Here is a 14,047-nt window from a genome sequence, read left to right as displayed (position 1 = left end):
CGACCTCACGGCGGGTTCCCGGTGTCGAACAGCGGGCGTAGCCGCTCGTAGTAGGAGGCCTCCAGATGCGCACGCATCGCCAATTTCGCCGCCACGGGATCGCCCGCGACGACGGCCTCGGTGACCCGCCGATGCTCGGCCAGCGCCATCGTCGCGATCCGCTGGTCGTAGTAGAGCCGGAAGATATGCAGATGACAGTGGGTCTGCTCGAAGGCGCGACGGATCTGCGCGCTCCCGGAGAGCTCCGCGATGAGGAGATGGAAGCGGGTGTCGTGCAGGGCCAGGGCCTGGTAGCGCTGCGAATCCGGCGGCGCGCAGGAATCCAGCTCCGCCCGCAATCGGTCCTTCGCGGGCTCGGTGGCGCCTCGGGCGGCCTCGGCGGCGGCCCAGGGTTCCAGCAGCAGACGGAAGCGATAGAGATCGTCCAGCTGCTCCAGCGTGAGCAACGCGGTGGTGCGATACCCCCGCAGCGGCTCCTTGACCACCAGCTCGGTCGACTCCAACCGGGCCAGGGCCTCCCGGACCGGGGTGGGGGAGACCTCGAGTCTGCGGGCCAGACCGTCGATGGACAGCCGCTCGCCCGGGGCGATGGCGTGGTCCATGATCAGATTCTTGATCGTCTCGTAGACCTCGTCGACCAACACGCTCCGGCGGGGCGCACTCGGGGCGCGGGCCGTCGTCGACCCGGAACCCCTCGGTGCAGCGTTCATCCCGTGCTCCCCGGTGCCTGCGCCCGATCCGTTCGCGGCCGCTGGTTCGCACCCTAGGGGTCGGCGGCGCCGGATCCTATAGGATTCGCCGGCCGTCTTCGGCCGAACCGGTCACCGAGGCCGCTCGCCGAAGCCGTTTCGGGGCACGCGGCGAGCAGGCCGGCAGGGTTCCCACCGGCCTGCACCGCTGCCCGTGGCGGCGGTGCGACGAGCCTCCAGCACCTAGCGCAGGCGGCGGAACCTCAGCCCGAGGCTGTGAGCGGTCGTCGGCGGCCGTCCGGCGAACGGTTGATCGAGGCGGCGGAGTCACGACGTCGACCACCGGCCGATTCGGCGTGCGTGTCACCATCGGATCGTCGATCGAGCCTGTCATCCGGGGCGTGGCGTTCGGCCTGTTCTGCGACGTCCCTGGCCAGCGCCGCCCGCAGCCCCGGCCTGCGATCGGCGTAGACGGGGCGCGGCGGTGTGAAGGCAGGTGTGTTCCTCGCCAGCGCGCGGACCAGATTCCTCAGGAAGCCGTCATTCATCGGCACCTCCACTGTGCGGTGAAACGGCGGGTGCGGGGCGGGGTGCCTGCTCCACGGAACGGATCCGCTCCGCATCGGTGTCGCGCCAGGCGATGTCCCGGCGCTGCGGGCCCTCCGGGGCCTGCGGTGGACGGGATGCGTCGGCGGCGGGCAGCGCTCTGGTGAGCTGTTCCACCAGCAGCGGGGCCGCCACGCCGATCGCGAGCGCGCCGAAGGGCCCACTGACCTGACCCGCGATACCGGCAGCTGCGGCCAACCCCGAACCGACACCCAGTCGGATCAGAACCGAGACCAACAGGGGAAGCGGCCCCGGCTCGTCGGGAACCCGCCACGGCCAGGTGCCCGTCCGTCGGATCGCGCCGGAGAACTCGAGACCCTCCACGGCGAAGCCACCGAAGAGTCCCCAGAGCGCGTACTCCCATCCCACCACCGCCCTAATGTAACGCTCGGTGTATCGGAGGTGACTCGGTCATGGTCGATTCTAGGCCGTGCGACCACGGTCGTCCGCGATCCGTACTCCATCGGCCGGCGTCCCCTCCGGCCGCGATCACCACCGCCCCCAGCGATCCTCGGAGCGCTCCCGAGGATGGCGCCGTGCGCGGAGGATCGAGCGCTCACCTGGGCGGAGGCACTGGTCGGCGCGGTAGGTGGAGCCGAATGGTGCGGTCGCGGAGAAGCGGCGGAAAAATCTTCTCGGAAAGTTCTGTCGACGTGTCGATCCGGCCGTCGACCGTTCGACGCACTAGTAGGGCCCGGGAACCCATCCCGTCACCGACGGGTGTCCGGGCCGCCAACCGAGTGACAGGGGAGCCCCCATGCGATTCATGGTCTTGGTCAAGTCCGATGCCGACACCGAGGCGGGCGTGCTTCCGAGCGAGGAACTGCTCACCGCGATGGGCCGCTACAACGAGGAGCTGGTCGCGGCGGGCGTCCTGCTCGCAGGCGAGGGTCTCCAGGCCAGCCAGAACGGCGCCAGGGTCCAGTGGAACGACGGCGCCGCCCCGACGGTGGTCGACGGCCCATTCGCGGAGGCCAAGGAGCTCGTCGCCGGATTCTGGATCCTGCAGGTGAAGTCGAAGGCGGAGGCCATCGAGTGGGCCAAGCGCTGCCCGGCCCCGGAACAGGGCGAGCAGGTACTGGAGGTCCGACAGATCTTCGAGATGGACGACTTCGGCGACGCCGCGACCCCGGAGGTGCGCGAGTCGGCCGAGGCGCTGCGGTCGAAGACCGAGAAGAAGTGAGCGGCCGCCCCCTGATTCACGGCCTCGGACTCGGCCTCGCCGTCGAACCGGGGGCGCCGGAGGGGGCGAAACCCTCCCGATAGCCGACGCCGTGTGCTTGGGTCGGAGGTCATGACGGCTTCCGACCCTCGCCCTGCGATCGACGCGGTGTGGCGAACCGAGTCGGCGCGGCTCATCGCAGGCCTCGCCCGATTCCTCCACGATGTCGGCCTTGCCGAGGAGTTCGCGCAGGACGCCCTGGTGGCGGCCTTGGAACAGTGGCCGGAGACCGGGATTCCCCGGAATCCGGGAGCGTGGTTGACGACCATCGCGAAACGTCGGGCCATCGACCATCTCCGCCGTAGGGAACGCTTCGCGGCCAACCTCGTGGAGTTGGGCCGCAATCAGGGCGTGGACGGGGTCGGGACCGCGCCGGATGCGGCGAGCGAGCAGCTCGACTCCGACGACATCCAGGACGACCTGCTTCGCCTGGTGTTCGTCTCCTGCCATCCGGTGCTGTCCACCGATGCCAGGGTCGCCCTCACCCTGCGGCTACTCGGCGGTCTGACCACCGAGGAGATCGCCAGAGGTTTCCTGGTCCCGGAGTCGACGGTGGCCCAGCGGATCGTCCGGGCCAAACGCACGCTTACCAAGGCCGGGGTGCCCTTCGAGGTACCCGCCCCTGCGGACCGACCAGCCCGGATCGCCTCCGTGCTCAGCGTGATCTACCTGATCTTCAACGAGGGTTACGCGGCGACCTCGGGCGAGGACTGGATGCGGCCCGCCCTATGCGAGGAGGCGTTGCGGCTCGGCAGGGTGCTCGCCGGACTGCTGCCCGAGGACGCCGAGGTCCATGGTCTGGTCGCCCTGATGGAGATCCAGGCGTCGAGGATGCGGGCGCGCACCTCGCCCACCGGTGATCCCGTGTTGCTGCTCGACCAGAACCGAGCCCGGTGGGATCGACTGCTCATCAATCGGGGACTCGCGGCCTTGGAACGGTCGGAGGCCCTCGCACACCCGCGCGGACCGTATGCGATGCAGGCTGCGATCGCAGCGTGTCATGCGCGGGCCCGCACCGCCGAGGAGACCGACTGGATCCGCATCGCCGCGCTGTATCAAGCGCTCGCCCTGCAGACGCCGTCCCCGGTGGTGGAACTCAACCGGGCGGTCGCGCTGTCGATGGCCTTCGGACCGGCGGTGGGACTGGAACTGGTCGACACGCTGACCGGGGAACCGAGCCTGGCGGCCCATCACCTGCTGCCGAGCCTGCGTGGCGATCTGCTTCGGCGACTCGGCCGCGATTCCGAGGCGGCCACCGAGTTCGCCAGGGCCGCCACGCTCACCAAGAACGCGCGGGAACGCGCCCTGCTCGCGGAACGCGCGGCCGCCTGCGAGGCCGCCGCGCATCGGATGCAGCGGACCGGAGCCGCCGCCGAGCCGTCGGCCATGGACCTCGACTCGGCGGCGAGGCGACCGGTTACAGGGTGACGCCCGTGCCGCTGACGATCAGCATCACCTGCAGTTGGATGCTGGCCGCGTAGTAGGTGTCGGGGTCGACCTCGGTTGCCACGATCTTCGCCCACAGCGCGTCCAACCACTGCTGGCTCTCCGGGTTGCTCATCGCGGCCACCGCGAAGGGAGCGAAGAACGCCGCATCCGAGCCGGTGGCGTACCGGGTGCCGTCCAGCCGGTAGCCCGAGCCGATCTGGTTCGGGTCACCGCCGGTGGACTGCTTGATCCACTCGTCCATCCGCTGGGCGGCGGCGACCGAACGGGGATCGCCGGATTCCACCGCGTCGACTCCGATCCGCCACGGAGTCCGGCAGGCGTTCCAACTGAAGTAGCCGTCGGTATCGCTCTCCAGGAACTGTCCCTGGGCGGGCTTCGGGTCGGTCCCGGTGTCCTGCACGAAGTCCGGGAGCAGCCCCGTGTCGGGCGCGTAGTCCTGCTGGAGCGTCTCGATCAGGTCCTGGTGAGCGATCCGGATGGTGTCCCAGTCGCTGTCCCCGGTGGCCTCGCGGAACGCGCGGAAGTGCCCGAGCATCCAGTCGGAGGGCCTGCTGCCCCAATAGAGCTCGGGCGTCCACTCCGGGTGCGCCCAGTCGCCCAGTTCCATCAGGCGGGTGTCCGGGTGGACCTCGCTGCGCTTGATCGCGTCGATGCGCCGGACCGCCAGCGCGTGATAGTCGTGGACGCCCTCGCTACCCCAGACGGCGTCGGCCAGCAGCAGGCCGTAGGCGATGTCCAGGTCGCCGTCGGTGGCGGAGTCCTGGCCGCCCGTCGTGTTGCACGACAGGTCCTGGGCGCCCGCCATCAGGTCGGGGTCCAACGCGGACGGATGATCGAGCACGTACTGCAGGATGCCGTCGAACAGCTGCTGCGCCTCGGGATCGACGTCGGCCATCTGGGCGGTGATCACCAGACCGTAGCCCTGCCCCTCGGCGACATACGGTTCGTAGGCGTCGGGTGAGTAGACGTGGTACCAGTCGTCCTGACAGTCGTTGCGCACGAACGCCGACTTCCAGTCCGTGTAGAACTCGGCGATGGCCGCCTCCTGATCGGCGGCGGACGCCGAGGGGGAGAGCAGCGCGCTCGGCCGGGCGGGGGAATCCGCTATCGAGCTCGTCACCGTGGTGCCGACTCCGCTGGAAGGCGACTCGGCCGCAGGGGCGGCGGAGTGCGCGATCCCGGCCGACGCCGTGAGAGTCACGGCGGCGGCGACGGCCACCGGTAACGTTGTCATTGATCGAACACCGCGCATCACGGGCACCTCGAGTTCGGTTTGTCGGGGCCGGGGGTGGATCGAGCTAGACCGTGGCAGGAAGATCACGGTTCGGTCAACCTCGCCCAGTCGGATTGGTACGACGGCCGTAGTGCGTACCGGCCTTCGGTCGAGTCCCCGGCACGAACCGCAGGCCGAACGGCGATGCCACCGGGCGGTACCCTCCCCGACGGGTTCCGGCCCGACCCAGGTTCTCGTCCCGGGCCACGGCTCGACGATCAGGGACGCCCCACCCACGCGGAGGACGATCACCACGATGCCCTCGACATCTCCGGCACTCGACGCCAGGATCGATCGGCTCCGCTCGATCGCACACGCCGAACCCCGGCTGGACGGTGTGCTGCTCTACGGGTCCTGGACCCTCGGCGAGGCCGATGCCCACTCCGACATCGAGGCGTATCTGTTCGTCGCCGAGGAGCACCTCGGCGACTTCGACGGCCGCGAGTTCCTCACCGGATTGGCGCCGTTGTCGTTGGCCTACACCAACGGCTTCGGGATTCTCGCCGTGGTGTTCGACGACCTCATGCGCGGCGAGTTCCATCTCGACTCCGCCGCCGGTTGTGTCGAACAGGTGACCTCCTGGCGTGGCCTGGTGCACCTTCCCGAACCGGAGCGGGCCGTGCTGCTGGACCGCAGTGGTCGGCTGCTCCCCGCCGCGCGCAGCCTTAGCGAGTTCGCCGCGCCCGCGCCTGCCGACACCGCGCGGCAACTCGTCGACGAACTGGCCAACTGGACGCTGATGCTCGCGCAGGTGTTGGCCCGGGGCGAGTACGCCCGCGTGCATACCGCGCTGACCACCATGGTCGCGCCGCACCAACTCCAGTTGTGCAGGCTGCTACGGGGCTCCACCGCCCACTGGCTGACTCCCAGCCGGGCATTGGAGGCGGACCTACCCGAGGCCGACGTCGCCCGCTATGCCGCCACCACCGCCGCACTGGAGCCGGTCGCATTGGCGGCGGCCGCCCGGCAGAGCTGGCAGTGGAGTCGTGATCTCGCCTCGGAGGCCGAGGCACGGTGGGGCATCCGACTCGACGAGCAGCTGTACCGCGACATCGCCGCCGACCTCGACGCCGCCCGGTGAGGCGAGACGTCTCTTCGAAGGAGCCCCGTATGACCGTCGTCCTGCTCACCGGCTTCGAGCCCTTCGACGGCGCGAGCACCAACCCGTCCTGGCAGGCCGTGGTGCAGGCGGAACGGCGGTGGTCCGGGTCGGCTCGGCTGCATACCGCCGAGTTGCCCGTCGACTTCGAACGTTGCGGGCCCACACTGGTCGAGGCGTTGGACGAGTACCGCCCCGATCTGGTCGTCGCGGTGGGCCAGGCAGGCGGCCGGGCCGGAATCGCCCTGGAGCGGGTGGCGGTCAACATCGATGACGCACGCATCCCGGACAACGCGGGCAATCAACCGGTGGACGTGCCGATCGTCGAGGGCGGCCCCGCCGCCTACTTCGGCACGCTGCCGGTCAAGGCGTGTGTGGCGGATCTGCGGGAGGCGGGCATCCCCGCCGCCGTGTCCCAGACGGCGGGCACCTTCACCTGCAATCACGTCTTCTACCGGCTGATGCACGAGTTGACGGCGCGGCGCGGCGCAGGCACGGGTCCGGAGCCGAGGGGTGGGTTCGTCCACATTCCGTTCGCTCCCGAGCAGGCGAGCGACGGCAGGCATCCCAGCATGGCGGTGGACGTCTCCACCGCCGCATTGCTGCGGATCGTCGACACGAGCCTGTCGGTGACGACGGATCGTGCGCTGCCCGGCGGGGCGCTGCACTGACGCACCCCGCCTGCCGGCTCGGCGGGTTCAGCGCGGATGACGTAGTCGGGTGGTCCTCTCCCGATCGGCCGGGGTGCCCGGACGTGCAGCTGGTCGACCGTCCTCGCGACTCAGCGGGCGGTTCGACGGCGGACGCACCTGGATGCGCTCGGTCGGCTCCTGCGGCATGCCCGACCGGGCGGGATCACGGTGTCCTCGACCGTGGGCTGCGGGGATTCGTTGGGTGGGCAGCGAGTTCGCGTCCGGGGCCCCGCCGGGATCGCCGTCGCCTGGACTCGTCGTCGGTGCGGCCGGGGTGGCGGGCAATCGCACGGTCGCAGGCTCCGTGGCGTCCGGCTGCCTGCCCGTCGCCACCGCCCAACGCAGCGCGGGAACGCCCGACGCCCAGGTCACGAGTGTGGTGGTGGGTCGGCGTGTGCCGAACATGATCGCGGCGGCCACGGCCGCGCCGAGCGCCAGGCCCACGACGACGTCGTGCGGGTAGTGCGCGCCGACGAACACCCGGGAGAACCCGGTCAACACCGCCCCCGTGAGCACCCAGGGCATGGTGCGGCGCCAGGCGATGGCCAGGCCGACGGCCGCCGCCATCGCGAAGGTGGTGTGGTTACTGGGGAAGGACCAGTCGCCCATGGGTGAACATGGCGCGATCGATACCAGGTCCATGGCCTGGCAGGGCCGCGGCTGTTGAATGATCGACTTGGCGATGTCACTGATGAAGTAGGCGATCGCCGTTGCCGTCGGCGCGAGGAAGGCCTGCGCGGTGACGGCGGCCCCGAGTCTCCTCGATCGCCACCAGTTCACCGCCATCAGGACGACCAACAGGATCGGTAAGGCCTCGGTGCCCACCTCTGCGAACAGATGCACCCACCCCGGCGTGCCGTTGGCGAACTCGACGAGGTTCTGATACCAGGTCGCGCTCACGGCCGGGACACCGTCGATCTCCGGCTCCCCTGCGGCCATGGGCACGACGTCGTGGGCTTCGGCGGCGGGGTCGGGCGAACGCAGGGAGGAGAGCACCCGACCTCCAATCGTGTTGATCATGGCCGGGAAGTGTATGGAACCTGACATCCAGGTGCACACGACCACCCGGCAAATCGGACAGGCCCTCTATGCCCAGGATGTCTCGGATGTTCGGCGGTTGTGCCCGGGAGCTGAACGGAGCATGGTCCGGGCAGAGATCCCTGAACATTATTCCTTCAGTGTTGAACGAAATTGATGCTCGGAAGCACCTCGGCGTCGATCCGCAGGAACGAAGTGCTCGGAATCAGGCAGTCATCTCTAGCCGAGGCCGCCGAAGTCCAGGGACAGCTGTGCTCGTTCGTCGAACAGATCGTCGTCGGCGGCAGAGGACCGGCTTCGGCGGCATCGTGAACAGGTGATCGGTTCCGCGCTGGGCAACAGTCGAGACCAGTCCCAACCGCCGACCGCCGTCCCGCAACCGAGTCCTGGTACCGATCGACCGAGGAAACGCGCGGGGCGCATGGCATGCACGACGGTGGAACCCGGCACCCGCGCATTGCGGCCCGCGAACCGGTCCAGCGCGAAGGCTGCGGTCTCGGCGGAGATCACGCCGATGGGCTGCTCGGCGACCTCGTCGGTGTTCATCGCCCACCACCGTAGCCGCCGAGGATGACTGGACCCGCCCGGACCGTTGGCGCGTCGTGCTCCGGGTGCGAAGTCGCCGCCCTCGGACGTGAACGGCCCCGTTCCCCGGTGAGCCGGCGGAACGGGGCCGCGAGTGGATGCTGCCCGCCGAGGTGGTGTCACGGCCTCGGCGGGCAGCACTCGAGAGTGCTTCGGCTGTCGATCAGCCGCAGTGCTCGAACGGACTGGTGTAGGACTGGCCGCCTGCCGACCCGCCCCACTTCACACATGTGCTGCCCGCTGCCTTGCGCACGGGGCCCGCGTAATAGCCGAAGGAACCGGAGTCGGTCTGTCGACTCTGACCCTGCACCTCGAGGAACGCCGAGGTGGCGGTCGGGGTGCCTACGGACTTGGACTTCAACGTAACCACGCAGTTGTGCTGATTGGACGAGTTGTACGTCAGGTAGACCGTGCCGGCAGTGCCGAGGGCCCGTTGGTTGATGACCCGGTAGCCGGTGCCGCACACCTCGGTGGGCGTGTACGGGTTACCGCCGCCGGGGCAGCTGTTCTCACTGGTGAAATTGGTGTTTCCGTAGTAAGGGACCGCGACTCCATGCAGCGTGACTCGCACCGGCGAGCCCCCAGAACGCTGCTCGTAGTGCAGGTGGGGCCCGGTCGAACCGCCCGTCGAGCCGACCCGGCCGATCTGCTGGCCCAGGCGGACCTGGGTGCCGACCGAGACGGACTGGCTGGACAAATGGGCGTACCGGGTGGTGAAACCGGATCCGTGGTTGATCTCGATCCAGCGGCCGTAGCTGGTGCTACCGGTGTTCTCGACGCGGGAGACCCGTCCCGCGGCGGAGGCGAGCACCGGAAGATTGTTGATGTTGCTACGTTGGAAATCGACGGATTGAACCGGGCTGTGGTTCGTTCGAGTGTTCGCGTTGACGGTCTCGCCACATTCGAACGGCACCTGGTAATTCGGGGCGGCCAGCGCCGTTCCCTGCCCGACGACCAGGCCGAGCAGTGAGATGGCGAAGGCCGTCGCTAAAGCACCGATCCGTCTTCTGAGCGTCATGCACATTCCTCCCTACCTTCAGATGACCGCCGATCGGCCGTCACCGGGAGCATGAACCCGACGATCTGACCACACGAAACGATCAGACGGAAGGCGGTAAGGAGAATTTCTCCCGGATTCCAGTTGTTCTTCGTGCTGGATTATCGGGTATTGCCGACCGGGAGGTCGTCCAGTATTATTTCGCGCCCGCGAGTACCGGTTGTGAATGCTGATGGTTATGGGTTCGGGAAGGCCTGTACGACATCGTTACCACTGGTGTGCATGACGGCCACCTGCTTGTCGATGGGCACCTGCCCGCCGTTGAAATCGATGGTTCCGGTCGTGCCGTTGAAGGCGTTCCCCCGAATTTGACCCAGTTGGTGATGGGCCATGCCGGGAGAGATCGGGACGCCGGAAGCGGTGTCGATTTCACGTACCGCGATGACGAATGCGTCGAGTGCGTCGTAGGCCAGCGCGGCATGACCGTCCAGGGCCGGATCGTAATCCTCGCTACCGCAGATCTCGCTGAACAAGCGTCCCATGCTGCGACTCGGTTCGTTCGAGTCCTCCGCATCGCAGGATTCCTGACCGACCGCGAAGGTGAGGTAGTAGAAGGGCACGGCGATCTCTCGGCGGAGTTGGCTATTGGCGGCGTGGCGGGAGATGTCGTCGCCCCCCAGGATCACCGGCATCGCATCCCCGCAATTCGCTTTGATCCCGCGCAGGAAGTTGGGAAATGCGTCATGTCCACCCGCGAAGAAGACGAGTCGCTCGCCACACGAGCTCTCGCCGAGGTCCCGTGCGTGGGCCGCGTTCGCGTAGCGATAGGCCGGATCGGGTGCTCCGTCGTCGTCATCGTCGCCGAAGATCCAGCCCTCGATGGCGAAGTGGTCCTTGAACCTGGTGGCGACCTGTCGAGCCAGATCGACCGTGTAGAAGTTGCGGTCGTCCGCGCTCGAGATGATGCGGAGATTCGAGCCGCCGCCGATCTCCTGCTGGGTGGCGAACTCGAAGGCCACCTCGGCTTCTCTCCTGTTGTCCGGGGAGACCTGCCGGTACAGCGGTGATGCTGCGGGCATCTCGGCGGCGGACAGCGTGGCCGCGACCATCGGCAGTTCGAAGCCGTTCAGCTCCTTGATCGTGTCTACTGTGGCCTGTCTGCTGTCGTTCAGGCCTGCGACGCCGACCAGGCTCTCGTCCTCGGCCGCCAGCTTGCCGATCATCCTGGCGACCTGCACGCCGTATTCCATTCCCTCGCCCGCATTGGCGACCAGTACCCGAATCAGCGGCGAGCTCTCGTCATTGATCAACTCGTGTTGTCGGGCCGCGATCCCCATCAGACCCTCGTGGGTGGAATCCAGGTCGTCCCGTTCCTCGCCGCTTCTGGTGGTATCCAGTGCGACGAGATAGACGACGGTCGCGAAATCCCGCCCACCGCCCCGTTTCTGCTCCATCTCCCGGTTGGTGTCCTTGATCGTCTCCTCGATCTGGGCGATCACGGGGGAATCGTTCTGTAGGAAGATGTGCGATCCGGTGCTCACTCCCACGCATTCGCCCCCGTGCACCTCCAGCGTGCTCGCATCACGGGTCCCGGGCAGGACTCCGCACACCCGCCAGGTCTCGACCGTGTCCCGGGTGAGCAGAACCCCCGCGCTCACCAGCCCTGCGGCGAGAAGCACCGCGATCGTGCGGGTATAACGCCTGCGTGCCCACCACGGTGGCGACGGAAGGGTGAGCCTCTTGCCGCTCAACGGCGGCATGCTGTCCCGCTGCGGATCGGTGGACGCCGCAGGTATCCGCAACGGCAGATACCACGCGGTGTGATGGCGGGTCCTGCTGTGTCCGGCGAACTTCTGGAGCCAGTGTTCGTATACCTCCTCGGCCTTGTCGGCGGTTCGGACGATGCGTTGGTCTCCGGCGAAGTCCAGGGCTCGCAATTCGGCGGAGTCGGGTGGGATCTCGACGCTTCCGCTGATGATGACGAGCGGATCGAAGGCGCCGGTGTCGTTGCGGACGTCGTTGACAAGGCGGAGCAGCCGGTTGCCGCCGTTGTGCGGAGTGATGTCGTCGAGGAGCAGGACGGTGTAGCTGGTGCGGCGGGCGGCGCGAAGGAAGTGCGGGAAGGCTCGGTGAGCACTGCGGATGTCTTCGAGGAAGGCGTTGACGATCAGCCGTTGGAGCTGGCCTTCGTCCTCGTTCCCGTTCAAGGTCCTGGTAAGCCGTTCGGCGAACCCGATGAAGGTACCGGGGTCCTGGGGCGCCAGATACGGCTGGCGGAGTAGCCACCGATACTCGACCCCCACACCGGGGATCCGTCCGCGTAGCCGGACGGCGATCCGCAGTGCACCGACGGCTCGTAAGAGCAGGCCCCAGCGGGAACCGAACACCTCGGAGGTCGGTTCTTCGCCGCGTTCGATCCAATCCCTGCGGCGGGAGCGCAGCGCGAGTCGGGTTCGGAGATCATCCTCGGTCTCGGTGAAATCCTGGTGTAACAGCCAGTCGACCAACTGGAACCGCTTGAATCGGATCCGGCCGTGCCGGGTATTGGCCCCGGTGGACAGCTGCAGGGCGAAACTGCGTAACGCAGCAAGGAGCAGCGCGGTCTGATGAACCGATTGACCGTCGATGTCGCCGAAGGAATGATAAGCGTGGGGAACCCGTCTCGGCCTCGCGGTCTTGAGTTCTTCTCGGAGTGCACGCAGGAGTTCCGATTGTGCGGTGTCGCGAGCCAGACAGAGCATCGGAATACCCCGGCGGCCCTGTTGCTTGACCGGTGCTTCACCGGTTGACGGCCTGGTGACCAGTCTCTTCAGCAGCCGCAGCAACTCGGCGGCGCCGTCGAAGTTCGGCATCGCGGCTGCGTGGCGTCCGGGCGACCCTGGCCGATCGGTCTCCGTCATGAACGATTCCCCCTGCCGTCTGAGTAGCTGATTCGGTGCTGGTGTGCAACAGCGAACAGCGTTCGGTGGACCTTCGTGGATTGACTGATCGCTATGGATCGCCCCGATGTCATGCCACGAGAATCGGCCCCGTCCCCCAGGGCCAGGTTGAATTTGTGAACGTGTGATTATCCCAAGGTCAGTGGTGAGTCGCGAAAGCCCACGGTGGTCTGAATGCGCCACAGTAGTGCAAGCGCAGTCATCTCGGGGTTATTCACGGATTATTGACTGATCAAGGACTTCTCGTCCGATCGCGGACTTGGCGGTGGGGATCTTGGTCGGAACGGGACGCCGCCCGGGCACCCGCGTCGGGCTCAAGATCAGCCGGGTCGAGGTGTCGGCGACCCCGGCGCGGTTCTTGAGCTCGCGCAACAACCAGTCCAACGCGGCCACGTCGGCCAGCTCCGCGCGCAACAGGTAGTCGAACTCGCCGGTGACATGGTGGAACTCCACGATGCCCGCGAAGGGTTCGAGCGCCGCCTCGAAACCGGCGTTGTCCTGATCGCCTCGCAGGCGCACATCGATGAGCACCTGGAGTCCGCCCGCACCCGAGGCCGACGGATCGACCACGGCCTTGAAGCGGACGACGCCGCGCACCGTGAGCCTGCGCAGCCGTTCGGCGGCGGCATTCGAGCTCAGGCCCACGGCGGCGCCGAGTCTGCTGTAGGAGATCCGAGGATCTCGCTGCACCTCACGGAGGATCGCTCTGTTGATCTCGTCCATACCGTCATCGTCGCTGAGATCGCCGGGTTCGGCTCGCATTTCGTTCACCGGGTTGCCGATACTTCCCGGACTGGTGGAGGTGTTCCGCCAAAAGGGGGAGTGAGTCACACATGGTGACGGCATTGGCGAGTGGGTTCGGCTTCGGATTGCTGGTGGCGGCGCAGGTCGGCCCGATCTGGTTGCTGTGCGTGCGCAGCGTGCTCCGAGGTGGGGTGACGGTCGGGCTCGCGCTCGGTTTGGGCGCGGCGCTGGTCGACGTGGCCTACGCGGCGCTGGGCATCGCGGGAGTCGCGACCGCACTGCAGATCTGGGGCGTCCGGATGGCGGCGGGCGCGCTGGGCGTGGCGATCCTGCTCGTACTCGGAGTACGTGCGCTGACCTCGGCCTTGCGCACCACGCCCGGCGATGTCGAGACCGGTGACGTGCTCGCGGTGCGGCGGGCGTTCCTCACCGGCCTCGGCGCCACCGCGTCGAACCCGCTGACGATCCTGTCCTGGGCCGCGGTCTTCGCCGCGGTCTCGGCCGCAGGCGGCGAGACGGGCGACTCCTCGATGCTGCTGATCGGCGTCGGGGTGGGGACCTTCTGCTGGTTCGGGCTGCTCTCGGTCCTGGTCGCGGGACTGGGGCGTTTCATCGGCCCGAGCGTGCGCCGGACGATCGACCTGGTGGCCGCAGTCGGACTGCTGGTACTCGCGGTGTTGCTCGCGTGGCAGGTGTTCCTCTGACGGCGGCCGT

The 14,047-nt window shown here is 68.0% G+C and carries 14 protein-coding genes; 5 read left to right on the top strand and 9 right to left on the bottom strand.

The window, feature by feature from the left end; all coding sequences use genetic code 11:
- Positions 1 to 5: 5 nt before the first annotated feature.
- From BKA25_RS17315 to BKA25_RS17305, 3 genes are all read right to left on the bottom strand, one after another.
- Positions 6 to 710 (bottom strand): GntR family transcriptional regulator, encoded by a 705-nt coding sequence (locus BKA25_RS17315; RefSeq protein ID WP_069848310.1) that lies wholly within the window; start codon positions 708 to 710, stop codon positions 6 to 8.
- Between the two features lie 242 nt (positions 711 to 952).
- On the bottom strand, positions 953 to 1,237 hold the full coding sequence (locus BKA25_RS17310) for a hypothetical protein (RefSeq protein ID WP_157421016.1): 285 nt from the start codon (positions 1,235 to 1,237) through the stop codon (positions 953 to 955).
- Complete coding sequence (locus BKA25_RS17305; protein WP_069848313.1) at positions 1,230 to 1,667, bottom strand: hypothetical protein; 438 nt, start codon at positions 1,665 to 1,667, stop codon at positions 1,230 to 1,232. Before BKA25_RS17305 ends, BKA25_RS17310 begins: the two co-directional genes overlap by 8 nt.
- A gap of 385 nt (positions 1,668 to 2,052) precedes the next feature.
- On the opposite strand from BKA25_RS17305, the gene BKA25_RS17300 reads away from it, so the two are divergent.
- Both BKA25_RS17300 and BKA25_RS17295 read left to right on the top strand, forming a co-directional pair.
- Positions 2,053 to 2,478, top strand: coding sequence for a YciI family protein (locus tag BKA25_RS17300; protein ID WP_069848315.1), 426 nt, complete (start codon positions 2,053 to 2,055; stop codon positions 2,476 to 2,478).
- 111 nt (positions 2,479 to 2,589) lie between these two features.
- Positions 2,590 to 3,945 carry an RNA polymerase sigma factor gene (locus BKA25_RS17295; protein ID WP_069848317.1) on the top strand — a complete coding sequence of 452 codons (1,356 nt, stop codon included), beginning with the start codon at positions 2,590 to 2,592 and terminating at the stop codon, positions 3,943 to 3,945.
- On the opposite strand, the gene BKA25_RS17290 is transcribed toward BKA25_RS17295, so the two are convergent.
- Entirely contained in the window at positions 3,935 to 5,200 is a 1,266-nt protein-coding gene (locus BKA25_RS17290; RefSeq protein ID WP_069848319.1) for a family 8 glycosyl hydrolase, read from the bottom strand. The two genes, BKA25_RS17295 and BKA25_RS17290, sit on opposite strands and share 11 nt — an antisense overlap.
- Positions 5,201 to 5,495: 295 nt before the next feature.
- On the opposite strand from BKA25_RS17290, the gene BKA25_RS17285 reads away from it, so the two are divergent.
- Positions 5,496 to 6,320: a nucleotidyltransferase domain-containing protein gene (locus BKA25_RS17285; protein WP_069853515.1), complete on the top strand. Its 825-nt coding sequence runs from the start codon at positions 5,496 to 5,498 to the stop codon at positions 6,318 to 6,320.
- A 29-nt stretch (positions 6,321 to 6,349) separates the two neighbouring features.
- On the top strand, positions 6,350 to 7,009 hold the full coding sequence (pcp, locus tag BKA25_RS17280; RefSeq protein WP_069848320.1) for a pyroglutamyl-peptidase I: 660 nt from the start codon (positions 6,350 to 6,352) through the stop codon (positions 7,007 to 7,009).
- Positions 7,010 to 7,036: 27 nt separating this feature from the next.
- Here the strand turns inward: pcp and BKA25_RS17275 are convergent, their stop codons facing one another.
- From BKA25_RS17275 to BKA25_RS17255, 5 genes are all read right to left on the bottom strand, one after another.
- A complete protein-coding gene (locus tag BKA25_RS17275) occupies positions 7,037 to 8,050 on the bottom strand; it encodes a phosphatase PAP2 family protein (RefSeq protein WP_172803762.1) in 1,014 nt (337 codons plus the stop codon).
- Positions 8,051 to 8,287: 237 nt separating this feature from the next.
- Complete coding sequence (locus BKA25_RS17270) at positions 8,288 to 8,614, bottom strand: hypothetical protein (RefSeq protein WP_069848324.1); 327 nt, start codon at positions 8,612 to 8,614, stop codon at positions 8,288 to 8,290.
- 202 nt (positions 8,615 to 8,816) lie between these two features.
- A complete protein-coding gene (locus BKA25_RS17265) occupies positions 8,817 to 9,671 on the bottom strand; it encodes a M23 family metallopeptidase (RefSeq protein WP_069848326.1) in 855 nt (284 codons plus the stop codon).
- Positions 9,672 to 9,886: 215 nt separating this feature from the next.
- Positions 9,887 to 12,550: a hypothetical protein gene (locus BKA25_RS17260; protein WP_069848328.1), complete on the bottom strand. Its 2,664-nt coding sequence runs from the start codon at positions 12,548 to 12,550 to the stop codon at positions 9,887 to 9,889.
- Positions 12,551 to 12,799: 249 nt separating this feature from the next.
- On the bottom strand, positions 12,800 to 13,351 hold the full coding sequence (locus BKA25_RS17255; RefSeq protein ID WP_069848330.1) for an Lrp/AsnC family transcriptional regulator: 552 nt from the start codon (positions 13,349 to 13,351) through the stop codon (positions 12,800 to 12,802).
- A 71-nt stretch (positions 13,352 to 13,422) separates the two neighbouring features.
- On the opposite strand from BKA25_RS17255, the gene BKA25_RS17250 reads away from it, so the two are divergent.
- On the top strand, positions 13,423 to 14,037 hold the full coding sequence (locus BKA25_RS17250; protein WP_069848332.1) for a LysE family translocator: 615 nt from the start codon (positions 13,423 to 13,425) through the stop codon (positions 14,035 to 14,037).
- Positions 14,038 to 14,047 lie beyond the last annotated feature (10 nt).

The sequence above is a fragment of the Actinoalloteichus hymeniacidonis genome, assembly GCF_014203365.1.
In the GTDB taxonomy this organism is placed as follows: Bacteria; Actinomycetota; Actinomycetes; order Mycobacteriales; family Pseudonocardiaceae; genus Actinoalloteichus_A; species Actinoalloteichus_A hymeniacidonis.
This window is presented reverse-complemented; position numbering and strand designations above follow the sequence as displayed.

Excerpts from the sequence above, each read along its gene's own strand:
- BKA25_RS17315 (WP_069848310.1), bottom strand. The coding sequence starts at position 710 with ATGAACGCTGCACCGAGGGGTTCCGGGTCGACGACGGCCCGCGCCCCG.
- BKA25_RS17310 (WP_157421016.1), bottom strand. The coding sequence starts at position 1,237 with ATGAATGACGGCTTCCTGAGGAATCTGGTCCGCGCGCTGGCGAGGAAC.
- BKA25_RS17300 (WP_069848315.1), top strand. The coding sequence starts at position 2,053 with ATGCGATTCATGGTCTTGGTCAAGTCCGATGCCGACACCGAGGCGGGC.
- BKA25_RS17295 (WP_069848317.1), top strand. The coding sequence starts at position 2,590 with ATGACGGCTTCCGACCCTCGCCCTGCGATCGACGCGGTGTGGCGAACC.
- BKA25_RS17290 (WP_069848319.1), bottom strand. The coding sequence starts at position 5,200 with ATGACAACGTTACCGGTGGCCGTCGCCGCCGCCGTGACTCTCACGGCG.
- BKA25_RS17285 (WP_069853515.1), top strand. The coding sequence starts at position 5,496 with ATGCCCTCGACATCTCCGGCACTCGACGCCAGGATCGATCGGCTCCGC.
- pcp (WP_069848320.1), top strand. The coding sequence starts at position 6,350 with ATGACCGTCGTCCTGCTCACCGGCTTCGAGCCCTTCGACGGCGCGAGC.
- BKA25_RS17275 (WP_172803762.1), bottom strand. The coding sequence starts at position 8,050 with ATGATCAACACGATTGGAGGTCGGGTGCTCTCCTCCCTGCGTTCGCCC.
- BKA25_RS17270 (WP_069848324.1), bottom strand. The coding sequence starts at position 8,614 with ATGAACACCGACGAGGTCGCCGAGCAGCCCATCGGCGTGATCTCCGCC.
- BKA25_RS17265 (WP_069848326.1), bottom strand. The coding sequence starts at position 9,671 with ATGACGCTCAGAAGACGGATCGGTGCTTTAGCGACGGCCTTCGCCATC.
- BKA25_RS17260 (WP_069848328.1), bottom strand. The coding sequence starts at position 12,550 with ATGACGGAGACCGATCGGCCAGGGTCGCCCGGACGCCACGCAGCCGCG.
- BKA25_RS17255 (WP_069848330.1), bottom strand. The coding sequence starts at position 13,351 with ATGCGAGCCGAACCCGGCGATCTCAGCGACGATGACGGTATGGACGAG.
- BKA25_RS17250 (WP_069848332.1), top strand. The coding sequence starts at position 13,423 with ATGGTGACGGCATTGGCGAGTGGGTTCGGCTTCGGATTGCTGGTGGCG.